15 protein-coding genes and 1 tRNA gene are annotated in these 23,298 nt (G+C 64.8%); 10 read left to right on the top strand and 6 right to left on the bottom strand.

The features are described from left to right. Positions 1-3: 3 nt before the first annotated feature. The 8 genes from ACXYMN_RS08825 to ACXYMN_RS08860 all read left to right on the top strand — a co-directional run bounded on the left by ACXYMN_RS08825 (position 4) and on the right by ACXYMN_RS08860 (position 7,005). Positions 4-969 carry a type II secretion system F family protein gene (locus ACXYMN_RS08825; protein ID WP_459013209.1) on the top strand — a complete coding sequence of 322 codons (966 nt, stop codon included), beginning with the start codon at positions 4-6 and terminating at the stop codon, positions 967-969. Positions 970-979: 10 nt separating this feature from the next. Next, the gene (locus ACXYMN_RS08830; protein WP_459013210.1) at positions 980-1,957 is read left to right on the top strand and encodes a type II secretion system F family protein; all 978 of its coding nucleotides are present in this window, start codon (positions 980-982) and stop codon (positions 1,955-1,957) included. A 4-nt stretch (positions 1,958-1,961) separates the two neighbouring features. Beyond that, positions 1,962-2,522, top strand: a complete 561-nt coding sequence (locus tag ACXYMN_RS08835) for a tetratricopeptide repeat protein (RefSeq protein WP_459013211.1) — start codon at positions 1,962-1,964, stop codon at positions 2,520-2,522. Between the two features lie 30 nt (positions 2,523-2,552). Continuing rightward, the gene (locus ACXYMN_RS08840) at positions 2,553-3,404 is read left to right on the top strand and encodes a tetratricopeptide repeat protein (RefSeq protein ID WP_459013212.1); all 852 of its coding nucleotides are present in this window, start codon (positions 2,553-2,555) and stop codon (positions 3,402-3,404) included. Positions 3,405-3,419: 15 nt separating this feature from the next. Next, positions 3,420-3,914: a prepilin peptidase gene (locus ACXYMN_RS08845; protein WP_459013213.1), complete on the top strand. Its 495-nt coding sequence runs from the start codon at positions 3,420-3,422 to the stop codon at positions 3,912-3,914. A 125-nt stretch (positions 3,915-4,039) separates the two neighbouring features. Then, positions 4,040-5,347: an ATPase gene (locus tag ACXYMN_RS08850; RefSeq protein ID WP_459013214.1), complete on the top strand. Its 1,308-nt coding sequence runs from the start codon at positions 4,040-4,042 to the stop codon at positions 5,345-5,347. Between the two features lie 248 nt (positions 5,348-5,595). After that, a tRNA-Met gene (locus ACXYMN_RS08855) sits at positions 5,596-5,672 on the top strand. A 385-nt stretch (positions 5,673-6,057) separates the two neighbouring features. Continuing rightward, positions 6,058-7,005: a 1-phosphofructokinase family hexose kinase gene (locus ACXYMN_RS08860; protein WP_459013215.1), complete on the top strand. Its 948-nt coding sequence runs from the start codon at positions 6,058-6,060 to the stop codon at positions 7,003-7,005. Positions 7,006-7,266: 261 nt separating this feature from the next. Here ACXYMN_RS08860 and ACXYMN_RS08865 read toward each other — a convergent pair whose 3' ends face one another. From ACXYMN_RS08865 to ACXYMN_RS08875, 3 genes are all read right to left on the bottom strand, one after another. After that, the gene (locus ACXYMN_RS08865) at positions 7,267-14,052 is read right to left on the bottom strand and encodes a VCBS domain-containing protein (protein WP_459013216.1); all 6,786 of its coding nucleotides are present in this window, start codon (positions 14,050-14,052) and stop codon (positions 7,267-7,269) included. A gap of 287 nt (positions 14,053-14,339) precedes the next feature. Next, positions 14,340-15,377 (bottom strand): phosphotransferase family protein, encoded by a 1,038-nt coding sequence (locus ACXYMN_RS08870; RefSeq protein WP_459013217.1) that lies wholly within the window; start codon positions 15,375-15,377, stop codon positions 14,340-14,342. A gap of 326 nt (positions 15,378-15,703) precedes the next feature. Beyond that, complete coding sequence (locus ACXYMN_RS08875; RefSeq protein WP_459013218.1) at positions 15,704-16,813, bottom strand: extracellular catalytic domain type 1 short-chain-length polyhydroxyalkanoate depolymerase; 1,110 nt, start codon at positions 16,811-16,813, stop codon at positions 15,704-15,706. 229 nt (positions 16,814-17,042) lie between these two features. Here ACXYMN_RS08875 and ku point away from each other — a divergent pair, with 229 nt between their 5' ends. Both ku and ligD read left to right on the top strand, forming a co-directional pair. Then, positions 17,043-17,873, top strand: coding sequence for a non-homologous end joining protein Ku (gene ku, locus ACXYMN_RS08880; RefSeq protein WP_459013219.1), 831 nt, complete (start codon positions 17,043-17,045; stop codon positions 17,871-17,873). A 3-nt stretch (positions 17,874-17,876) separates the two neighbouring features. Next, a complete protein-coding gene (gene ligD, locus ACXYMN_RS08885) occupies positions 17,877-20,339 on the top strand; it encodes a DNA ligase D (protein WP_459013220.1) in 2,463 nt (820 codons plus the stop codon). A gap of 42 nt (positions 20,340-20,381) precedes the next feature. Here ligD and ACXYMN_RS08890 read toward each other — a convergent pair whose 3' ends face one another. The 3 genes from ACXYMN_RS08890 to dctP form a co-directional block, all read right to left on the bottom strand. Further along, positions 20,382-21,689, bottom strand: a complete 1,308-nt coding sequence (locus ACXYMN_RS08890; protein WP_459013221.1) for a TRAP transporter large permease — start codon at positions 21,687-21,689, stop codon at positions 20,382-20,384. After that, complete coding sequence (locus ACXYMN_RS08895; protein WP_459013222.1) at positions 21,689-22,195, bottom strand: TRAP transporter small permease; 507 nt, start codon at positions 22,193-22,195, stop codon at positions 21,689-21,691. Before ACXYMN_RS08895 ends, ACXYMN_RS08890 begins: the two co-directional genes overlap by 1 nt. 63 nt (positions 22,196-22,258) lie before the next feature. Continuing rightward, positions 22,259-23,278, bottom strand: a complete 1,020-nt coding sequence (gene dctP / locus ACXYMN_RS08900) for a TRAP transporter substrate-binding protein DctP (RefSeq protein WP_459013223.1) — start codon at positions 23,276-23,278, stop codon at positions 22,259-22,261. Between the last annotated feature and the right edge of the window lie 20 nt (positions 23,279-23,298).

Below are 23,298 nucleotides of genomic sequence, written 5' to 3' on the forward strand. Positions count from 1 at the left end.
TCCATGTTTAGCGCAGAATTCCTAATCTACGGCGCGATCTTCGTCGGCGTGCTGGCGCTGGTCGAGGGCGTCTACCTTGTCGCCTTCGGCAAGTCGATCAGCCTGAACAGCAAGGTCAATCGCCGCCTGCAGATGCTCGACAAGGGCGCGCATCGCGAAGAGGTGCTGGCCAAGCTTCGAAAGGAAATGGACCAGCACATGCAAAGCGGGGGCATTCCGCTTTACTCGATGCTCGCCGACCGGGCCCAGAAGGCCGCGATCGCCTTCTCGCCGAACCAGCTCATCCTTCTGATGGGCGGCGTTTCGGTGCTGGCCTTTCTCGGCCTGAGCATCGGCACCGAGGCCGGGCTTGCGGTGCGGCTGGTGATGGGCATCGGCTTCGGCATCGGCGGCGTGTTCTTCTGGGTCAATTCGAAGGCCAAGAAACGCCTTTCGATGATCGAGGAACAACTGCCCGACGCGGTCGAGCTGATGGTGCGCTCGCTTCGGGTCGGCCATCCCTTCACCTCGGCGATCTCGATCGTGTCGAAGGAAATTCCCGATCCGCTGGCCACCGAGTTCGGTGTCATCGCCGACGAGTCCGCCTATGGTCGCGATATCGGCGAAGCGCTCAAGCACATGGCCGAGCGGCTCGACATGCAGGATTTGCGCTTTCTCGCCGTGGCGGTGACGATCCAGCAGCAATCGGGCGGCAACCTCGCCGAGATCCTCGATGGTCTGGCCAAGGTGATCCGGGCGCGCTTCCGCCTGTTCCGCCGGGTCAAGGCGATCACCGCCGAGGCGCAATGGTCGGGCAAGTTCCTGTCCGGCTTCCCGGTCGGTGCGCTGCTGTTCATCCAGGTCACCAAACCCGACTACTACGACGATGTGCTGGACCACCCGTGGTTCATCCCGGCCTGCTTCATCGTCGCCATTTTCCTCGCGCTCAATCTGTTCGTGATGCGCATGCTTGTGAACATCAAGGTCTGAGGGGGCCCCAATGGATTTGATAAATACCATGAACGACGCGATGGTCGGCCTTCTGGGCCCGGCCGCGCCGATGATCCTGGCCGGTGTGCTCGGGCTGTTGCTGATCCTCGCCTGCATCCCGATCATGCTGGCGCGCAAGCCCGATCCGATGGACAAGCTCAAGATGTCCGAACGGCGCAACCAGGAAGCCGCGGTCGAGACCAAGCAGATCCTGCGCGAGAAGGCCAAGAACGACAAACTCAACCGCTACGCGCAGTTCCTCGAACCGACGGACGAGAAAGAGCTTGGCACCGTCCGGCTCAGGCTGCTGCAGGCGGGCTATGCGTCCAAGGAGTCGGTGCGGCTTTACTACTTCCTGCAGGCCGCGCTGGGTCTTCTCGGGCTGGCGCTGGGCACGGCCTATTACACGCTTGCCCTGGGCGACGCGGCGACCACCAAGGACATGGTGCTCTATGTCCTCGGCCCCGGCGGCGCCGGGTACTACCTGCCGAAATACTGGATCACGCGGCGCGCCGCGATGCGCCAGGAACAGATCCAGGACGGCTTTCCCGACGCGCTCGACATGATGCTGGTCTGCGTCGAGGCCGGGCAGTCCATGGACCAGTCGATCGTCCGCATCGCCCGCGAACTGCGCCCGTCCTATCCCTATCTGGCGGACGAATTCCAGCTCGTCAGCTACGAGATGAAGGCCGGCAAGGACAAGTCCACCGTGCTCAACGACATGTCCGAACGCTGCGGCGTGCAGGACGTGTCCTCCTTCGTGACGGTGCTGAACCAGTCGCAGACCTTCGGCACCTCGGTGGCGGATGCGCTTCGGGTCTATGCGGCGGAAATGCGTGACAAACGCGTCATGCGGGCCGAAGAGAAGGCAAACAAGTTGCCCACCAAGATGACTTTGACCACTATGATGCTGACGGTGCCGCCGCTGCTCATCATCCTGGTGGGTCCTTCCGTGGTCGGCATCACCAACATGACGGCCGGGAACTAGACACATGCGCCTTCCCCTCGCGGGAGCTCTGATCATCGCAACTGCCCTGGCCGCCTGTTCCTCAGGCGGTCAGGCCGTGCCCGAGGGCCAGCTTTTCGCGCCCCAGGTCGACCCCGACGGACAAGGCGTGGACGGGCTCATCGTCGGCCACCGCCTGATGGACGGCAATGAGCCGGAACTGGCGCTCGATGCCTATACCCGCGCCGCGTCCGAGATCGGCCTGACCGTCGATGTGCTGTCCGGACTGGGGTCCGCCAACCTTGCGCTCGGGCGGCTGAACCAGGCCGAACGGCTGCTTCGGCAGGCGGTCGAGGAAGACGAGGCCAGCCCGGAAGTGTGGAACAACCTCGGTGTCGTGCTGATGGAACGCGGCAAGACCGCCGAGGCGGCGGCCACTTTCCGGCGGGCCTATGCGCTCGATAATGGCCAAAACGACTCAATCCGCGACAATTTGCGCTTGGCGCTCGCAAAATTGGAAAATTCGGTTTACGCTCCGGAACAAGAAAAAGAATTTAAGCTTGTGCGGCGGGGCCAGGGCGATTTCCTGATCACCGCTTCCGAGTAACGAGGCAGTAGCAGAACAAGGACGCAGAAAATGCGCCATTCCAAGATATTGGCCCTCTGCACGGCAGGGGTTTTGGGCCTATCGGCATGCGATACGCAGGACGCCGAAACCGTGGATCGCAATTTCCAGGGTGTGAATGCCATCGACGGCACCGGTCTCAACGACGTGATGCTGACGGTCGCGGATCCCAACGAGGCGGTGGATTATTTCCGCCGCGCCCTGCAGGACGCCCCCGACAATGTCGAACACCAGCGCGGGCTGGCGAAATCGCTGATCCGTGCCAAGCGCGTGCCCGAAGGCGTGTCGGCCTGGGCCAAGGTCACCGAGCACGAGGACGTCACCAGCGCCGACCGCGTGGCCTTTGCCGATGCGCTGATCCGTTCGGGCGACTGGAAACGGGCGAAATCGACGCTCGATGCGATCCCCCCCACCTACGAGACCTTCGAGCGCTACAAGCTCGAGGCGATGGTGGCCGACGTCAACAAGGACTGGAAAAAGGCCGACAGCTTCTACGAGGTGGCGCTTGGCCTGACGACGCGGCCCTCGGGCGTGCTCAATAACTGGGGCTACTCGAAGCTGACGCGCGGCGATTACGGCGACGCCGAACGGCTGTTCACCGATGCGATCCGCCAGGACGAAACGCTGTACACCGCCAAGAACAACCTGATGCTGGCCCGCGCGGCGCGCGGCGACTACTCGATCCCGGCCATCCCGATGAGCCAGGTCGAGCGGGCGCAGCTACTGCACACCCTGGCACTCGCCGCGATCAAGAAGGGCGACGTCGAGACCGGCAAGTCGCTGCTGCGCGACGCGATCGAAACCCATCCCCAGCATTTCGAAGCCGCCGCCACGAGCCTTGATGCGCTCGAAGCCTCGAACTAGGGCACCGGTCGCGCCATGAGCATCGCCGCCGCGGCCGCACTCTGGTTTCTGCCCTTCGTGGCGCCGCTGTGCCTGTACACCTGCTATACCGACCTGTCGCGGATGAAGATTACCAATGTCACGGTGATCGCCTTGCTGGCGGTGTTCGTGGTCGTGGGCTTCGTGGTCCTGCCGCTGGATGCCTACCTGTGGCGCTATGCCCATCTGGCTGTCGTGCTGGTGGCCGGGATCGCATTGAACGCGGGCGGCGCGATGGGGGCGGGCGACGCGAAATTCGCCGCCGCCGCCGCGCCGTTCATCCACCTGGGCGACCTGCGGTTGCTCATGGCGCTGTTCGCGTCGGTGCTTCTGGCGGCCTTCGTGGCGCACAGGATCGCGCGGGCGACGCCGCTCAGACGGCTTGCGCCGCAGTGGAAAAGCTGGACCGCGGGCTCCAAGTTTCCGATGGGCCTGGCACTTGGCGGCACGCTCGCGCTCTATCTCGCGCTGGGCGCGCTATACGGCGCCTGACACCGGCCCCCCGCCCCCGATTCCCGCCCGCCCCCGCGCGCGAAAACGCCAAGGCCCGGCCCCGGTCTCGCCACAAAGAAGTGTTCCTCTCTGGCCGACAAATCCGGTCAAAGGGACCTTTCGCTATGAACATGCAGACGTCGAACGTCATGGCTCCTCCACCCCCGAAACGGTTGCAGGACATGCAGCTGTCGATGGTGATGATGCGCGATATCGTGATCAAGACGATCTTTCGCAAGAACTCCGGCAGCGTCACCGAAGTGGCCAGCGCCGTCTGCCTGCCGGTGCCGATCACGCAAGAGCTGATCGACTATGCCCGCGGGCAGAACCTGCTCGAGGCGATGGGCACCATGTCGGCCTCGGCGAGCTCCGAGATGGGCTACCAGCTGACCGACAGCGGCAAGGCCCGCGCGATGGATGCCCTGACCCAGTCGGAATATTACGGCGCAATGCCGGTGCCCCTGCAGGTCTACCGCGAACAGGTACAGCGCCAGTCGATCCGCAATATCCAGATCACCCGCGACCAGCTGACCAATGCGATGGGCCACCTGATCCTGCCGCCGGGGCTGCTTGGCAATCTCGGCCCCGCCGTGACCTCGGGCCGCTCGATCCTGATGTACGGACCCCCGGGCAACGGCAAATCCTCGATCTCGAACGGTATCCGCGATGCCATGGGCGACAAGATCTATGTGCCGCGCGCGATCGAATACGCGGGCTCGGTGATCACCGTCTACGACCCGATCGTGCATTCCAAGGCCGAACAGCTCGGCGAGGATCCGACCCAGCTGCGCCGCCGCATCCTTTATGACACGCGCTACGTGCTCTGCGAACGCCCGACGGTGGTCACCGGGGGCGAGCTGTCGCTGAACATGCTCGATCTGGTCTACAACCCCACCGCGCGGACCTACCAGGCACCGCTGCAGCTGAAGTCCACCGGCGGCATCTTCATCGTCGACGACCTTGGCCGCCAGGCCGAACCGCCGCAAAAGCTGGTGAACCGCTGGATCGTGCCGCTGGAGGAAAGCAAGGACATCCTGTCGCTGCAATCGGGCGAAAAGTTCGAGGTGCCGTTCGACACGCTGGTGATCTTTTCGACCAACTTCCACCCGAACGAGATCTTCGACCAGGCCGCGCTGCGCCGGATCTTCTTCAAGATCAAGATCGACGGTCCCAACCAGGAGGATTTCCTGAAGATCTTTGCGCTGGTGGCCCGCAAGAAGCGTATGCAGCTGTGCGAGAAGAGCCTCGTTCACCTGCTCAAGAACAAGTATCCGACGATCAAGAACATCTACGCGAACTATCAGCCGGTGTTCCTGGTCGACCAGATGATCGCGGTCTGCGACTTCGAAGGCCTGCCCTACAAGATGACACCGGAGCTGGTGGATCAGGCCTGGGCGAACATGTTCGTCAAGGACGAGGTCATCGTGAAATAAGCCCCTTTGTCGGGTTGGCGGGCCTGCCGGACCGGTGCGCCCGTGACGGCCAGGGCGAGGGGGCTGTCTGCCCCCTCACACTCCCCCGAGAGTATTTTTGGTCCGTTCGTGACAGGTTGGATGGTGCGGGCCGCACAGCCGCGACTGCATGTCATGGCAGGGGCCGGGTTTTGTGGGTCCGGGCGGTGCGTCTTGCACAATTTCCCGCTTGACCCGACCGGGCCGCTCTTCTAATCAACCGCCACTTTGGCGGAGTAGCTCAGTTGGTTAGAGCAGCGGAATCATAATCCGCGTGTCGGGGGTTCAAGTCCCTCCTCCGCTACCATCGCACCCCTCATTTGTTGCAGATCGAGACCGGCGCGCCGAAGCGTCCGCCTGCGTCGACAGGTGCGCCGCCGTGATCAGCCGCAGCGACGAGACCTGCCGCCCGATGCTCATCGTACTTGCGGTCGCGGGGTCGACGTGACTTGGCCGGGCACCGCCATGACACCTCGGATCGACGGCCCGCATCGCCCCCCTAACCCGAGCCTGTCCCGGAGCAAGCGTCGCCAGAGGGCCTTTGAAGCCGGTAACCGTGATGCCTTGCACGCCCGGGCCCGGCAGAGCAATCATACGGCCATTGTAAATTCCGGATCGTATCGATCTGCCAGCCCACGTCTGACATCGGCGGCAGTTTCGAGCATCACGACCCTACTGCGGGAAGCTGCATCGTGCCTGACATCGTGACCATCACCCTCAAGCCTGCTGTCGATTACGCAACCTCTGCCGAGCACGTTGTGGCGGGGCCGAAATTGTATTGCACGGCGCCGTTGATCGATCCGGGTGGCGGCGGCGTGAACGTCGCGCGGGCGATCTTGAAACTGGGCGGAAGCGTCACGGCGCTGATTGTGGTAGGCGGGCCAATGGGCGACCGCCTTCAGGCCTTGCTGGCGACGGAGAAGGTTCCGGTCGTGGCGTGCCGGGTTGCCGGAGAAACGGCCTGCAGCCTTGCGGTGACCGACTCCGTGTCGGGCGAACAGTTCCGCTTTTCCCTGCCGGGCGAAGAGTTGAGTGAAACCGAAGCTCGGATGATCCTCGACCGGATCGCCGAGACGGTGCAGAAGGACAGGTTCGTCGTGCTGAGCGGTGGCATCGCCAATGGTCTAGCGGACGATTTCCTGCAGAGGGTGCAGGCTGTCGTTACGGGTGTACAAGGACGTCTGGTTGTCGATACGTCCCGGTCGTCGCTGCTGCATCTGATCAACGCGCCGATTGCCCCCCTCGACGTCCTGCGGCTCGACCGCAGCGAGATCGAGAAGGCGACCGGGCGCGAGATCCGTACCGTTGCCGAAAACCTTGCCTTTTGCCAACAGCTGATAGATCGCGGTGTCGCGAGGACTGTGGTTACCGGTCACGGCGCCGAGGGGTCCGTCATGGTGACCGGCGATCAGAAGTTTTTCTGCCGTCCCCCCAAGGTGACGGTCCGAAGCAAGATCGGCGCGGGGGATGCGCTGGTCGGCGCCTTCACGCGGTCGCTGGCACTGGGCGATGCGCCCGATCAGGCGCTGAGATGGGGCGTCGCGGCGGCGGCGGCGACGGTTCGCACCGAGGGAACCGCCCTCTTCGACCGCGCCGATGCCGAACGCCTGCTGCCCGACTGCAAGCTTGAACACCTATAGGCCGAGAACCGGCGCTTGACGCCATTGAGCGCGTTCAGGGAAAGAACGACTTGCCGTCCGCGACGTGCATTGCAGCGGACCGCAGCCTCCGCACCCCGCGGCCCGGGCAGCTCAGGGCCTTGCGGAGCTGAGGTCGCATGGCCGCGTCACGCAGGACCCCATCGTCCCCAAGGCACGCCGTGGCGCGGAACCGACCCGGACTGGCCCGGACCCGGTCGCTTCCGCCGTCATCTTGTGTGGGCGATCTGGTTCCGCGCCCCTTCAGACGAGCCAGTCGGCGCTGCCGTAAATGACATAGGCTTCGGACTCCGGGCTTGACGCGAACGCCACATGGTCGGCGATCAGGATATCGTCGAGGCCGTCGCCATTTACATCCCCCGCCGCGGACACGAAGACTTCACCGTCGAACCCGTCGAATGCCACGCCTTCGAGGTTGGTCAGATCGGCAATGTCGAGGCTCGCATCTCCGTCTTCCGTGGCGCCAAAGATCAGATAGGCGTCGTACCGTGTCGAGATCAGCAAATCGTCAAAGCCATCGCCGTTGACGTCGCCTGCGCCCGATACGGAATAGGTCTGCCCCCCCGGAGTGCCGTTGATGACGAAGCCGTTGCTTCCGTCAAGCTGGGACGGAGCGGTGGGGAACACGGCGCCGGGGGTCTCGTCGCCATAGATGACTGCCGCCTGATTGCCGACAAAACCCGAAACGATGACATCATCGATGCCATCGCCATTGACGTCGCCCGCGTCTGCAACCGAATAGCCCATCCTGTCCGATGCGTTCTCGCCCGAGAACGTGAAGCCCTCGGTCACGCTCAGTGCATCGACATCCACATTTCCGGGGGCCGCGCTGCCATAGATGACATAAACGCTTCCCGAGGATGTCCCGGCCGGGTCCTGCAATTCCTCTCCGACAATCAGATCGTCATAGCCGTCGTTGTTGATGTCCCCGGCGGAACTGACCTGTGAGCCGAAGCTTTCAGACTGGCCGGTGATCTCGATCCCGTAGGGCGCGATGCCGCTGAACGATGTGACGATCTCTGCGGGCAAGCCAGTGTCCGACCCGAAGACGACAAAAGCGCTTCCGTTTGTGCTTCTGGTCGACACGATCAGGTCATCGATCCCGTCGCCGTTGAAATCCCCTGCACCGGAGACATCGACACCCACCTCGCTGTCATACGCTCCGCCGGTGATCATCATCCCGTCATCCGGGCCCATGGCGGACGGATCCAGCGCGGAGGGGAACCCATCCGTCGTGCCGAAGACGATATACGTTCGCCCTGAATTGCCCGATCCGCCGTCGTGGTAGAACGCCGAGACCGCAAAATCGTCAAGCCCGTCGCCATTGATATCGCCGACGCCCGAAATGGCATTGCCCATGAGGTCCTGGGTCTGCGCGCTGGTGATGACGAACCCATTCGTCCCGTCCAGGTCATCGACGGACAGGTCGGCTGGAAACCCTGTCGCACTGCCGAAGACGACATAGGCTTCGCCGGTATCCGTACCGGACCCGCCATTGGCATTTCCGGCACCGATCCCGAAATCATCGAGCCCGTCGCCATTGATATCGCCCAGATTGGCGACATCCATCTTGACGGTAAGACCGATCTCGTTGCGCGCCTCGATGCCGGTGACGGCAAAGCCGTTCGTACCGTCAAGCTCGGACATCAGCAGGGTGTCCGCGGGCCCTTCGACCACCGGGTCCGTCACGCCGTCCACCGTCAGCGAAACGGTTGCGGTATCGAATCCGCCCTGACCGTCCGACACGGTGTATTCGAACGTGTCCGCGACGCTTTCGCCATCCGCCAGGGCGTCAAGAACCGCCGAGGTGGTCGGATCGTAGGTCACTGTCCCGTCGCCATTCAGCGTCACGTCCGCCCCCGAGGCGCTGGTCGCAGAGACCGCCGTGATCACGAGCGGATCGCCGTCGGCATCGGTGTCATTGGCCAGCAGCACGTCGCCGTCGATGGTCAGAACCGTGTCTTCGTCCACGGTGCCGCCCGAGGTGGACAGGTCGGGTCCAAAGATACGGATCGCGGTGTAGCCGCCGCCGCCATCGTCGGGGCGCACTTCCCAGGTGACGATGATATTGCCGTTGTCCAGCGTATCGACATGCGGGGCGATCTGGGCCGCGTTGGTGTTCTCCTCGACGACGATCTCGGGCCCGCGCGGTGTGCCGTCGGACTCGAAGGTGCGGATCTTGATATCGCCCGGATAGCTGGACCCGTGCCAGACGATGGCAAAACCGCCGTCGTCCAATGCCGTGACGTCGCTGACATACTGAAAGCCGGCTTCTTGGTTGTTGACCAGGAACTCGTCGGTGATGGGGGTGCCGTCGGCGGCGAAGACGCGCGCCTTGATCCCGGCCTGATCGGCATCGCCGTCATAGGAATACCAGGTCACGACGAAGCTGCCATCGGACAGCGTGGTGACGCTCGGGGAAGACTGCGTGTTGTCGGTCTCCTGATTGATCAGGAAGTCGTCGCCCACCGGCGTACCGTCGGCGTTGAAGATACGCGCCCGGATGCCCGAACCGCTGTCGTCGTCGGTGCCGTCAGACGATGTCCACGTGACGATGAACTGCCCGCCCGAAAGCTCGGACATGGCCACATTCACGGTTACGGATTGCGAGCCAATGGTGGTGTCGGGCACACTGAATTCGCTGACCAGCACGTTGCCGTCGGCGTCGAGGATCACGGCGCTGACCCCGGCCCCGTCGGTGTCGGGTCCGTCCCGCGTCGTCCAGGTCACCACGATCTCGCCCGTGCTCAGGCCCAGAACGGACGTGGAGCCCTGGAAGGTGGTGCCGTCATCGACCAGAATGCCACTGGTCACCGCAGTGCCGGTCTCGTCGAAGATCTGGACGAAAATGTCGTTCCCGACATGCCAGCCGACCGCAAAGCCGCCGTCCGGCAACGCCGTGATGCTGGCGCTTTGGTTGGTGGACGCGGCCGCCGTCGTGATGGGGCCGCCGACCGGATTGCCGTTCGGATCGACGATCTGCACGTCGATGCCCCAGGCGGTCGACACGATGGCCACGTTGCCATCCGCCAGCACCGCCGATGCGGGCACCGTGCCGCCGTCATTGATGGTGATTTCGCTGGCCACACGCCCCTCAAGCACGTCGTCCACCGCGACCGGCGCATCGTTGACCGGCTGGATCGTGAATGCGGCGCTGGCCACCGTCGACGCCTGATCGCCATTCGCCCCCTCGGTCGCCGTGGCCGTCGCGGTCAGCGTGAAGGTGCCGCTCCAATCTGCGGGCGGGGTCATTTCCAGCGTCGACAGATCGACCGCCTCGGCGCCGGTGATCACCCAGTCGCTGCCATCCGCCGCACCAAGGTTGAACGTCGCCCCGTCGGGGTAGCCCGCAAGCGTGATGGTCAGCGTCTCCGAGCCGTCGGTGTCGGTCAGCGCGGCGGACAGATCGATCGCCAGCGGTTCGTCCTCGAGCGCCACCTCTGGCATCGGTATTTCGAGGAAGCTGAGGAAGATCTCGCCGTTTCCGCCATGCTCGGTGATGACCGCAAGCGTGCCGTCGGCCAGTTCGACCACGTTGTTGCCGCCATGGAACGATTGCCATTCCTGGATGCCGTTTGTTTGATTGTGCAGAATGACAGGATCGCCGACCGGGTTGCCCGACGCGTCAAATCGCTGGCCGTAGACATCGCCCGAGGTGTCGTTTGCACCACTGCCGTTCTCGGTCCATGAAATGATATAGCCGCCGTCGGACAAAGCCGTGACCGTGGGATTATACTGCCGCCCGTCGGTTTCGGTATTGACCAGAAGCTCGCTGCCGATCGGCACGCCGGATGCGTCGAAGGTCTGCGCATAGACGCCGTAGGAATCGCCGTCCTGCTGGAACGACCCCCAGGTGACGACAAAACTGCCATCCGCCAAGACCGCCACCGATCCGGTGCCCTGAGTCGAGTTTGTCTCAGTGTTCACCTGGAATTCCGCGCCGACAGGCACGCCGGCGGCGTCGAAACGCTGGCCATAGATGCCCTGACCGGACGTATCCTGCCCCGACGAGCTCCAGACCACGACGTAGCTTCCATCCGCCCCGACCGAGACGTCAACCTCGCCCTGCGAATCTGTCGTGTAGGTGTTCACCTGCGTTTCGGTCCCGACCGGGTTGCCGCCAGCATCGAAGCGCTGAAGCGAAACGCCGAACCCGGAGCCGTCGATATCGCTCGAAGACCAAAGCACGATCCAGCCGCCATCGGGCAAAGCCGCGACCGTGGCGTCGGTCTGCACACTCGCGGTGTTGGTGTTGACCTGTGTTTCGGGGCCCACCGGGTTGCCCGCCGCATCGAAGGCCTGCTGGTATATCTCGCGCTCGCTGAAATCAGCGCTCAGGTTGCTCCAGGTGATCACATAGCCGCCATTCTCGAGCGCGGTGATCGCGGGAAACCACTCGGTCCCGGACGTGGTCTCGTTCACGGTGAAGGGGGTGCCCACAGCCGTGCCGTCAGCGTCGAACCGCTGCGCGATGATATCCCATTGCGCGTCCGCGTCCGACCCGCTCGACGCCCAGACGACCATCAGGTCACCGTCCGCAAGCTGCGTCACCGATGCATATCGTTGCTGTCCATCCGTCACCGTGTTGACCTGAACATCGCCGCCAACAAGCTGCGGCGACATGCTCACGGGTTCCGCAACACCGTTCAACGCCAGATCCGGTGCATCCGCCACCGCGGTCACGTCGATCGCGACGCTGGCGGGGTTCGACGCTTCGACCCCGTCGCTGACCTGGTAGTCGAACCCGGCAGGGCCGCTGTAATCCGCGTCCGACGTGAAGGTAACGCTGCCGCCCGCGCCGATCCCGAGCGTGCCACCCGTGACCGACACGGTATCGCCCGCCGCGACGGCCACGCCATCTATCGCCACGATGGTCAGGGTCTGGCCCGCATTGGCATCGCTGTCATTGACCGCGAGATCCAGCACGGTGGCCACGTCCTCCAGAATCGCACCCGGCGCGGTGAAGTCGTCGTCCACCGCAACCGGCGGCGCGTTGTCGTCCGAACCGGCGATGCCGACCGTGATCGTCGCGCTGGCTGTGCCGCCATTGCCGTCGCTCACGGTATAGGTGAAGACGTCCGTAGCCGTCTGCCCCGCGACCAGCGCCTCGGTGTCGGGGTCGCTGTCGTCCAGCGCGTAGTCCCAGGTGCCGTTCGCCGCGAGGGACAGCGTGCCGTAGGTTCCGACAATTGCCGTGGCCACGCCCGTGGTCAGCGCTGGCCCGGCGCTCTGATCCCCCGCCGCAACGCCCTGAACGGTCAGGATGTCCGTCGCATCGGGATCGCTGTCATTGGCCAGCGCATTGCCGCCGGTCGCATCGTTCCCGGGAACGCCAAAGCCTGCCTCGATCAGTGGCTGACCGTCATCGACATCCGCGACAGCGGTGGGCGCATCGTTGGTTCCGGCGATGGTCACCGTCACCGTCTGCACCGCCGTCGCGCCGGACCCGTCCGTCACCGTCGCGGTGAAGCTCTCGGTCGCGACCTGGCCCTCGGCCAGCGCCTGCACCTGCGCATCCGCGTTGTCGATCTCGTAGCTCCAGACGCCGGTCTCCGGATCTACCGACATGGTCCCCAGCGCCGTGGTGTTGGCGGCATCCGCCGCGATGGTCCAGGTCGCCGTCTCCGCCGCATCCACGTCCGAGGCCGTGAGCTGGCCGGTCGCCTGCGCCACCCCGGGCACGGCGGTGCCGTCGTCGAGCACCCCCGCCTCGGTCACCGCCCCAAGCTCTGCGCCCGCCGCCGTGGTGATCTCGGGCGCATCGTTGGTTCCGGTAATGGTAATGCTTACCGTTGCGGTGTCCGTATCGCCGTTGGCGTATTCGATCTCGTAGTCAAAGCCGACCAGGGCCTCCTCGCCTTCCGCGAGCGCCTCGAACTGACCAGCAGGATCGAAAGAGAAGGTGCCTGCGCCGGGATCGCCCGGCGCGCCCTCGGTGAAGACCAGGACACCCGCCGCCGGTCCGCTTCCGGGCACCAGACGCACCGCAACCACGTCCTGGGTGCCGAGGTCGTTATCCAGCACGGAGGCAAAGGTGGTTGCGGCATCGTCTTCCCCGACGTCCGCGGCATCGTCCAGCGCGGCGTGGACGCTGACTGCCTCGAACGCGCTCGCCTGCAAGCCGAAGCTCGAGAAGGTGAAGGCGTTGCCGTTCGCTTCGCCTGTCGCGGGGTCGGTATTCGCGGCGATGAAGGCTTGATAGTCGGCGATCTCATCCGCTGCGGCGGCGTATTCCGCCTCGGTCAGGTAGAGGTGCAGCGTGTCGACCCCCGCACCGCCGGAATAGACATCCGTGGCACCGGCATTTTCCGCCACCACATAGGCTGCCGTGTCGTCACCGCCGCCTGCATAGACCAGATCGTCACCGGCACCGCCGTCGAGATAATCCGAGAAGCCCTCTCCGGAGCCAGAGCCAGAACCAGAACCAGAGCCAGAACCCGAGCCGGACCCGTGTCCACTGCCCGACCCCGACCCGCCGTCATCGCCGAACAGGATATCGTTCCCGGCACCGCCAAGCACCGTGTCCGACCCGATACCACCGATCACCAGATCATTCCCGGTGCCGCCGTCGAGATAGTCATCGAAGCCATCCGATGCGCCGGAACCGCTTCCCGAGCTGGATCCGGAACCGTCGCCGGTCAGCGTGTCATTGCCATCGCCGCCATACAGAACATCGGCACCGGCACCGCCCTCCAGCGCATCGTCACCGTCACCGCCATCGAGGCTGTCGTTGCCGTCGCCGCCCTTGAGTTCGTCGTCGCCCGCGCCGCCCTTCAGCGTGTCGGCACCATCACCGCCCTTGAGCTCGTCGTCGCCCGCGCCGCCATCCAGAACATCGTCGCCCTGACCACCATCGAGCTTGTCGCGGCCATCGCCACCATCGAGGCTGTCGTTGCCAGCACCGCCCTTGAGCTTGTCATCGCCCCCGAGCCCGATCAGGGTGTCATCGCCGTCCTTGCCGTCAAGCTTGTCCTTGCCATTCGTGCCTGACGCCGAATCGTCCGCTGCGGTGCCCTTGAACTTAGCCATGTGTTAACCCCCGATGGTCCAGTTTCGGGAGACGGTATGTGCAAAAATGCCAGCGGAATAATCCACTGGCAGACGGTCAGTTCATACGGTTGAACACTTGTTAACAAGCAAATCCAAATTCCACAAAAAACATGCGCCTTGCAAAAAAAACGTCACCCAACTCCCCGCAGTGGAGCCACGGGTCATGATTCTGTCAAGGGTGTGACCGCCGGGATCGCCGCCGCATTGAACCTGACAATAGCGTCGAACAAGCCGGGTAAAACATCTGTCGGTGCGACGATATGGCGTTAACGGGCGGAATCCAAAGACACTTCCCGGACTATCGCATGGCAGAGGTCCACAAGCGGGCGAAGTTCGACCGACTCTGCCGACCACCGCATCGCCCGGTCCGCGACAAGCACCATATGATCTGGCGTCACGCCGACGCGATCATGCTTCAAGCAGGCTGAATGGCACCACCATGGCCCGCTTGCCTTGCGCCGCAGGATCAATTCCATCCGGATGAAGCTGTGGATGACAGCCATTGCGATCAGGGCCGCATAGACATCGCGGCTGCTGTCCTCAAGGCTTTCAGCCGCATGCGCGAGCATGCCCGGAATATGCGGGCACCATTCATCGGCAAGCAACCATGCGGCGTCATCCACCGCCCGCCTGCGTCCGCAATGCTCCCAGTCGATCCAGCAGATCGATCCGCCCGGCGTCACGATGGCATTGCCCGGACGGGCATCCCACTTGATGAACGCCCACTGTGTCGGCGCAAGGATTTTCACCAGTCGTTCCATGTCATAGTCGGGCCTGCGCAGGGACAATCGGTCGGCCACACGCTGGGGGGTGGCAACAAGTGCCTCCAGCCAGCCGGGCCGCTCACCGATCCGCGGAGCCAGCCTGCTCAACTCGGTCTCCCCTGCGCATGCCTGAAAGTCGCCGATCGACCGGATGGCCTTTCGCGCCATGTCGGCGGCTTCCATTGGGTCCGCCCGGTCCAGGCTTTCGCTCAGACGCTGTCCCGCGACGGCCCTTTGCACGACGGTCTCGCCGCGCACCGCGACCACCTCCGGCACGGCCCCTGTCGGTGCCAGATGATGCAGTGCCGCCGCCTCCAATCTGGCTCTGCCGACAGACTTGCGCCGGGCAACGGCGAACCGTTCTCCGCCAATCTCTATCAGGCATGTTTTCCGCCGGACCCCGCCGGGATAGTCGATCGTTGTGGGCTGCGCATCGAATACCGCATTGCACAACTCGATGAGCCAGGCCTCCGGCTCCGGGCAAGCAAGGTTGTCTGGCTCCAGGATCGCTCGGTCCTTCCTTGGCGGTGTGCGGGTCATACCTTAGCGGTATTGCGCCATCAGAAAAGACCGTCGATGCGGATCGGTCGGTGGAATTGGCACCCGTTCGGTGCGAACCCGGGTGCGCGATACATCCGCCCATGTGGTCCGATACCGTGATGCCACTTCGGAGTTCACATCCGGAACATGGCCCCGGATTTTGGCATTGGTGCGAATACCGACCCGAAAGGCGCTTGCACGGGCTCCGCAAGGTCCGGTCATGGTCATGCCAATATACGTCCAAGCGTTGCCTTCAGGACTGCGCCGACATCACCCGCCCCGCGGGCATGACCACGCGGACGCCCGATCCCGGCCCGGGCATCCCGTCACGGCGCCGGAGCGGAGCGGCGCTTTTTCGTGGTGCGGTGGCGCAGGAAGAAGCGGATCATCTCGCGCGAGGCATCCGGACCGGCGGGGTCGGTGTAACTTGCGCCCGCGTGGCCGCCGGACCAGCCATGGCCGGACCCGTGCACCACCCAATGTTCGGAATAGGGCCGCCCGCGTCCGATACGGTGCCGGGTCCGGGTATAGGCATGACCGCCGGACACCCGGCCGGTGACCTCGCTCCGGTCGAGCCGGGCATAGGGGGCCACCGCCCGAAGCGCCACGAACCGACCGTTGCGCGGGTTGACGACCTTGTCCGCATCGCCGTGGAAAACGATTGTCGGCATCCGGACCGCGTGCCGCCGCCCGGGCGCACCGCCCTGCATGGCATGCGTCGCCGAGGCCGCATCCTGCGCCGCCCCGACCGGCAGGCCCGAATGCACGCCCACTGCCGCGAAGATATCCGGATAGGCGGTTGCGACGATCATCGCCGCCGACCCGCCCGCGGACAGACCGGCGACATAGACCCGGGCCGGATCGACCCTGTGGGCGCCGACGATCTCGCGCGTCAGCCCGGCGATCAGTGCCGGTTCCCCGGCCCCGCGCGCCTGGTCCTCGCGCTTGAACCAGTTCCAGCACCGATTGAATTGCGCCTGGCGCGACTGGGCCGGGTAGAGCACCAGAAAGCCGTACTCTTCGGCCAGCGCGTTCATGCCGGTACCGCGGGCGAAGTCCTGCGGCGATTGCCCGCAACCATGCAGCATCACCACAAGCGGCAGCGGCGCGTCGGCCGTCTTCACCAGCTTCGGCACGTAGAGCTTGTAGGCCCGGCGACCGAAGGCGCTGTCATGGGTGCCGTTCCGGAACGTCGCGCCGCGCGCACCGGTGGGCCTGGATCGCAGGGTGGCGGGCACGCGGTCGGCACCGGTTCGGGGCGGGGCGGTCTTGGCCGACCCACGCCGGGTCGTCGCGGGCTTGTTCGCCTTGGCGGGTTTGCGCGCTGGCTTGGCAGGGGTCAGCAACGCCCCCCACATGTCCGTGATCGCCGCCACCGAGGCGCGACGGAGTTTCCTGTGCGCCTTCGCACGGCTGCGCTTGAACGGGTCGTACATCTGGCCTCACCGGTGAAAAGGCGCGATCCGTGGTCCCGGCGGGACCGGCGACCGCCTGCCGTCGTCGGCGGTATATGGCAATCGCGCGGCGGCAATGCCAGCCCCGTGCGGTCTGACGATCCGCGCGGCGACGCCGTAAGCTGCGCGCCCCGTTTCGCACCACTGTTGCGCGCCGCAAGGAACCGCAGCCCCGCCCGCGCGTTTCCTCAGGTCGGAGAGGGAAACAGCCATGGCACCGCGCGCACTCTGGAAGGGACAGCTTCGCCTGTCACTCGTGTCCATCCCGGTCGAGATCTTCTCGGCCACCAGAACCGGGGCCCGGGTGTCGTTCCGGCAGATCCATGAACCGTCCGGCAAGCGCATCCGCTACGAGAAATCGGTGCCCGGCATCGGCCCGGTCAAGACCGACGACATCGTCAAGGGCTACGAGCTGGGGGACGGCGAATACATCCTGCTCGACCCCGAGGAGATCGATGCGATCAAGCTGGAGACCAAGAAGACCTTCGAGCTGGTGCAATTCGTCGACGCCTGCGAAATCTCGCCGCTCTATTTCGACAAGCCCTACTATATCTCGGCGTCGGACGATCTGGCCCAGGATGCCTACCGGGTGGTGCGCGATGCGCTGCGCAAGGCCGGCAAGGTCGGGCTCGGTCAGGTCACCATGCGCGGCAAGGAACACCTCGCCGCCGTCAAACCCTGCGGCGACGGCCTTTTGATGGAGACGCTGCACTACGAGGACGAGCTGCGCGAGGCGGACGAGATCTTCACCGACATCAAGGACGAAAAAGTCGACGCGGACCTGCTCGAGGTGGCGACCTCGCTGATCGACCGCAAGAGCGCCCCGTTCGATGCGGGCGCCTATCGCGACAAGTATGCCGAGGCGCTGCAGGCGCTGCTCGACGCCAAGATCAAGAACCGCAAGACCCCGCGCGTTCATGCGGGCGACGACGACGACGCAGGGGGCGACAATGTCGTCGATCTGATGAGCGCGCTGAAGCAAAGCCTCAAGGACGCGGGCGGCCAGACCAAGAAGAAGGCCCCGCGCAAGAAGGCCTCTTGACTGGTGCCCCGCCCGGACTCTCTGGCCGAATACAACCGCAAGCGCGACTTTTCGCGCACCGCCGAGCCGGTCGGGAAAACCGGTGCACCGCGCGCGCGGCGGCGCTTTGTGGTGCAGAAACACGCCGCTTCCCGCCTGCACTACGATTTCCGTCTCGAATGGAACGGCGTGCTTCTCAGCTGGGCCGTCACCAGGGGCCCCTCGCCCGATCCCGGCGAAAGGCGTCTGGCCGTGCGCACCGAGGATCACCCGCTGGACTACGGCGACTTCGAAGGCACGATCCCCAAGGGGGAATACGGCGGCGGCACGGTCATGCTGTGGGACACCGGCACTTGGCTGCCGCAGACCGACATCGACGCGGGCCTGGCAGAGGGCAAGCTGAAATTCACCCTGCAGGGCCAGCGCATGAAGGGCGGCTGGACGCTGGTGCGATTGCGCGCCAAGGCGTCTGATCGGCGCGAGAACTGGCTGCTGATCAAGGAACGCGACGATTATGCCGACACCCGGCCCGATGCCTTCACCGCGACACACTCGGTTTCGGTGAAGACCGGCCGGACCATGGCCGAGATCGAAACCGGCGCGCCGGGCAAGACCCCGCCCGCCACCGCGCCCCGCCGGAATCGCAAGCGACCGGCCTTCCTCAAGCCGCAGCTTGCGACCCTTGTCGATACCGCCCCGGACGGCGACGACTGGCTGCACGAGATCAAGTTCGACGGCTATCGCTGTATGGCCGCGCTCGGCACCGGCGGCACGCGGCTTTACACCCGGTCGGGGCTTGACTGGACCGACCGGTTTCACGCGCTGGACGGCGCGTTCGATCCGCTGCCCTGCGATGCGGCGATGATCGACGGCGAGGTCATGGCGGCCCGCATCAAGGGGTCGGCGTTCTCGTCGCTGCAAGACGCGCTGAAGCGTGGCGCGCCTTTGGTGTTCTTTGCCTTCGACCTGCTGCATATCGACGGCGAGGATCTGCGCAAGACACCGCAGATCGACCGCCGCGACCGGCTCGCGCGGCTGCTTTCGGGGGTGCCCCGGGACGGACCGCTGCGGCTGAGCGATTGCAATGCCGGCAATGGCCCCGAGATTTTCGCGGCGGCCTGCAAGGCGGGTGCGGAGGGCATCGTCAGCAAGCGCGTCGATGCGCCCTATCGCGGCACTCGCAGCAAGGCCTGGCGCAAGGTCAAATGCACCCGCAGGCAGGAATTCGTCATTGTCGGGTTTTCGCCCTCGGACAAGCCGGGGCGCCCCTTCGCGTCGCTGCTGATCGCCAGCCATGACGGCGGCGCGCTGCGCTACCGGGGGCGCGTCGGCACGGGATTTTCCGCCGCCGACATGGCGGCGATCGTGACCGCGACCGTGCCGCGCAAGACATCGCCCTGCCCCGATGTGCCAAGGACCGTCGCGCGGACGGCACGCTGGGTCCGTCCCGACCGTCTGGCCGAGGTGGAATTTACCGAACTGACAGCCGATGGCCATGTCCGGCACGGCAGCTTTCTCGGCCTGCGCGACGACAAGCGCGCGGTCGAGGCACCTTTGGAGGAACCGATGGCAGACAGCTCCGAAACCAGCGTCGGCGGCATCCGGATCAGCAACGCGGACCGGCCCGTCTTCGGCGACGCGGGCTGCACCAAGGGCGACGTGGCACGCCATTACGACCGCGTCGGCGCGCGCATGATCGCGCTGGCCGGTCACAGACCCCTGTCGCTTTACCGCTGTCCGACTGGCATCGACGGCACCTGCTTCTTTCAGAAACACGATGGCGGCGGAATGCCCGATGCACTGTCGCGGATCGCCATCGAGGAAAGCGACGGCGACACCGCCGATTACCTCTATGCCACGCGCCCGGAAAGCCTGATCGCGGCGGCGCAGATGGGCAGCATCGAGTTCCACATCTGGGGCGCGCGCACCGACCGGCTGGATCGGCCCGACCGGCTGGTGTTCGATCTCGACCCGGACGAGAGCCTTGATTGGAATGACACCCGCGATGCCGCCATCGACGTGCGTGACACGCTGGCGGCGCTGGGTCTGGAGAGCGGCGCAATCGTCACCGGCGGCAAGGGTGTGCACGTCTGGCTGCCGCTGCGCCGCACCCGCGGATGGGACACGGTCACGCTGTTCTCGAAGATTTTCGCGCATGTGATGGCCGCGCGGGCGCCCGACCGCTACACCGCGACCATGTCCAGGGCCAGGCGCAAGGGCCGCGTCTTCATCGACTGGCTGCGCAACGACCGCGGCGCGACGGCGATCGCCCCCTATTCGCTGCGCGCGCGACCCGGCGCACCTGTCGCCGTGCCGGTGACATGGACCGAGCTGATGCAACTGGACGGCGCCAACCGGTTCTCGATGTCCGACATGGCGGCACGGATGAAAAGGGACTGCCCCGCACTGGCCATGCAGGACAGGCTGCAGACCCTTGGCAATGGCGTGATCGACGCGCTTCAGTCCCTGGCCGAAAAGCAGCGCTGACGCGCCGCGGCGTGGGGCCCCGGCCGCTGGGGTGAAGGCCGCTCAGCGCCCCGGCAGCCACAGCGCCAGATCCGGCACCAGGATCAGCAGCGCCACCAGCAGCAGCGAACAGCCGATGAACGGCATCGCCGAAGTGTAGATTTCGCGCATGGTGGTCTCGGGCGGGGCCACCCCCTTCATCACGAACAACAGCAATCCGAAGGGCGGCGTGGTAAAGCTGATCTCGAGCGCCAGCAACATGATCAGACCGAACCAGACCGGATCGAAGCCCAGGCTTGCGGCCAGCGGAAAGAAGATCGGCACGGTCAGCAGCATCATCGAGATCTGCTCCATGAACATGCCCAGCACCAGAAGCACCGCGAACATCACCAGAAGCATCGCGATGGGGGCCAGATCAAAGCCCGTGGCCCAGTCGATCAACCCCCGCGAGGCCCCGGAAAACGCCAGAAGCTGGCTGAACGTGGCTGACCCGAAGACGATGAGATAGGCCATCAGCGTCACCTTCAGCGCACCGACAACCGACTTCTTCGCCGCATCCCAGTTCAGCCCGCGATAGATCGCCGCAAGGATCAGCACGCCCAGCGCCCCGAAGGCCGCCGCCTCGGACGGGGTGAAGACCCCGCCGATCATGCCGATGACCGTGAACACCATCACCGACAGCATCGGCACCACGTCGCGCAGGATCAGCATCAGCTTTTCGCCCAGCCCCATCTCGGCCACCTCGTAGGCCGGGGCGGCGTCGGGATCGATCCGGGTCTGCACCCAGATCAGCACGATGTAGAAGCCCGCAAGGATCAGCCCCGGAATGACGCCCGCGATCAGCAGTGCACCGACATCGATCTGCGCCAGCGTCGCCAGCAGCACCGCCAGCGCCGAGGGCGGAATGATGATCGCCAGCCCGCCGGTGCCCAGGATCGGCCCGATCGACATGTGGGTCTTGTAGCCGCGCTTGTTCATCTCGGGCACCATCAGGCTGCCCAGAAGCGCGGTCGACCCCATGGACGACCCCGACAGGGTCGAAAACCCGGTACCGCCGATCACCGTCACATAAGACAGACGCCCCGGCAGTCGGCCCAGCAGCTTGTCGATGGCGGTGAACATGCGCCCGCCCAACCCGGTATAGAAAAAGATCTCGCCCATCAGCAGGAACAGCGGGATCGGCACCAGCGCGAAACTGGTCAGCGACCCGAAGCCGTTGTTGAGAAGCTGGGTAATCCCGGCCTCTCCCCCCATGAAGATCCAGGCGCCGACGATATTGGCCGCCAGAAACGCCAGCGCCACCGGCATGCCGATCCCCATCAGGACCATGATCGTGCCCAGAAGCACGCCAAGCGCCGCATACCATTCCATTATTCGCTCATCCCCGCTTCGCCCGAATGCAACAGCTCGGGCCCGAAGACGAAGCGCGCGAACTCGACCGCCATCAGCGCGAACGAGATCGGGAACGAGATCGTCAGGATCCATTTCGGCGTGAAATAGGCGCGCACGTCGAAGTCGTTGCGCTCGATATTGGTCAGGAACAGCTCCAGCCCCTTCCAAGCCAGGATCACCGCCACCACCGTGCAAAGCGCCGCCACCAACCGGCTGACAACAACTTGCCCGGAAGGCGGCAGCGTCGCGGTCAGAAGCTCGATATGAACGTGCCCCTTTTCCCGCACCAGCCAGGGCGCGCCCAGCATCGTCATGTAAAGAATGGCGTATTCCGACGAGGTGAAAAGCCACGCATAGGGCTGCACCCCGAGATTCCGCATCGTCACCGACACGACGACCGAAACCATCAACCACAAAAGCATGAACCCCGCGATGATCGCCATCAGCGTCAAAAAGCCATCATATAGCCGCGAGATATGCCGCATCGCCCCTCACCTTGTCGGTTGTCGTTGCGGGGCCGCCACCCTCGGCGGCGGCCCCATTGGCGCTCAGTTCTGAAGGGCGGCCTTGTCGTAGAACAGCTCGATCAGGCGGTCGTAATTCGCAAGGCCCATCGGGTGCTCCTGCATCTGCGTCTGCATCCGCGCCCAGGTCTTGTCGCGCGCCGCCGCGAGGTAGTCGGCACGGGCCTGCCCCTCAAGCTCGATCACCTGCATGCCCTGTTCTTCCAGCGCCGCGAAATCCGCGTCCCGCTTGGACTTCAGCGCCTCGACCGAGGCTTTCTCATGCGCGATGGCCTGCTCCGACAGGATGGTCCGCGCCTCCTCCGACAATTCGTTCCACGCATCGAGGTTCACGATTACGCCAAGGTCGGTCGAAAAGAAGCACGGCTCGATCCGGTAATTCAGGAACTCGTTCCATTTCAGGTCGATCAGTCCGATCTGGGTCCAGCCGGTCGCATCCACCACGCCCCGCTCGAGCCCGGAATAGACATCCGTGGTCGGCAGGTCGATCACCTGCGCGCCCAGGTAATCGGTGAAGAACGCGTTGTAGACGGCGTTGCCGCGCAGCTTCAGGCCCGACACGTCAAGGTTGCCGTCGTCATCGAGCGTCGGCGCATCGCGGGTCCAGAGGTTGTAGCAGACGCCCGAGTCGAACCAGCCGAGGTATTTCACCCCCATCTTTTCCTGATGGATCTGGTCGATCAGCTCGATGCCGCCGTTTTCGCGGGTCTCCACCGCCGTCAGGTTCGACGCGACCAGCGCGTCCTTTTCGGGCAGCGCCCCGGCGTAGAACGATCCGGGCGTGTAGACCATGTCCACGACGCCGTTGCGCACCGCGTCGGGTTGCTGGAACATGCCGATGGCCTCGGGTCCGCCGCGCACGTCGATCTGGATCACACCCTCGCCCGCCGCGTTCACCTTGTTGACGAAATCCAGAAAGCTTTGCGTATAGATCAGCGTTTCGGGGAAGGCATGCACCGCGGTGATCGTCTGCTCTTCCGCGCTTGCCGCAACGGCCATCACCAGCGCCGAGGCCAGCGTGCCGCCCTTCAGGAACATCTTCATAACGTCTCTCCTTGTCAGAT

This window comes from Roseivivax sp. CAU 1753 (assembly GCF_054482575.1).

Coding starts and splice junctions, on each gene's coding strand:
- ACXYMN_RS08825 (WP_459013209.1), top strand. CDS start 4: ATGTTTAGCGCAGAATTCCTAATCTACGGCGCGATCTTCGTCGGCGTG.
- ACXYMN_RS08830 (WP_459013210.1), top strand. CDS start 980: ATGGATTTGATAAATACCATGAACGACGCGATGGTCGGCCTTCTGGGC.
- ACXYMN_RS08835 (WP_459013211.1), top strand. CDS start 1,962: ATGCGCCTTCCCCTCGCGGGAGCTCTGATCATCGCAACTGCCCTGGCC.
- ACXYMN_RS08840 (WP_459013212.1), top strand. CDS start 2,553: ATGCGCCATTCCAAGATATTGGCCCTCTGCACGGCAGGGGTTTTGGGC.
- ACXYMN_RS08845 (WP_459013213.1), top strand. CDS start 3,420: ATGAGCATCGCCGCCGCGGCCGCACTCTGGTTTCTGCCCTTCGTGGCG.
- ACXYMN_RS08850 (WP_459013214.1), top strand. CDS start 4,040: ATGAACATGCAGACGTCGAACGTCATGGCTCCTCCACCCCCGAAACGG.
- ACXYMN_RS08865 (WP_459013216.1), bottom strand. CDS start 14,052: ATGGCTAAGTTCAAGGGCACCGCAGCGGACGATTCGGCGTCAGGCACG.
- ACXYMN_RS08870 (WP_459013217.1), bottom strand. CDS start 15,377: ATGACCCGCACACCGCCAAGGAAGGACCGAGCGATCCTGGAGCCAGAC.
- ACXYMN_RS08875 (WP_459013218.1), bottom strand. CDS start 16,813: ATGTACGACCCGTTCAAGCGCAGCCGTGCGAAGGCGCACAGGAAACTC.
- ku (WP_459013219.1), top strand. CDS start 17,043: ATGGCACCGCGCGCACTCTGGAAGGGACAGCTTCGCCTGTCACTCGTG.
- ACXYMN_RS08890 (WP_459013221.1), bottom strand. CDS start 21,689: ATGGAATGGTATGCGGCGCTTGGCGTGCTTCTGGGCACGATCATGGTC.
- ACXYMN_RS08895 (WP_459013222.1), bottom strand. CDS start 22,195: ATGCGGCATATCTCGCGGCTATATGATGGCTTTTTGACGCTGATGGCG.
- dctP (WP_459013223.1), bottom strand. CDS start 23,278: ATGAAGATGTTCCTGAAGGGCGGCACGCTGGCCTCGGCGCTGGTGATG.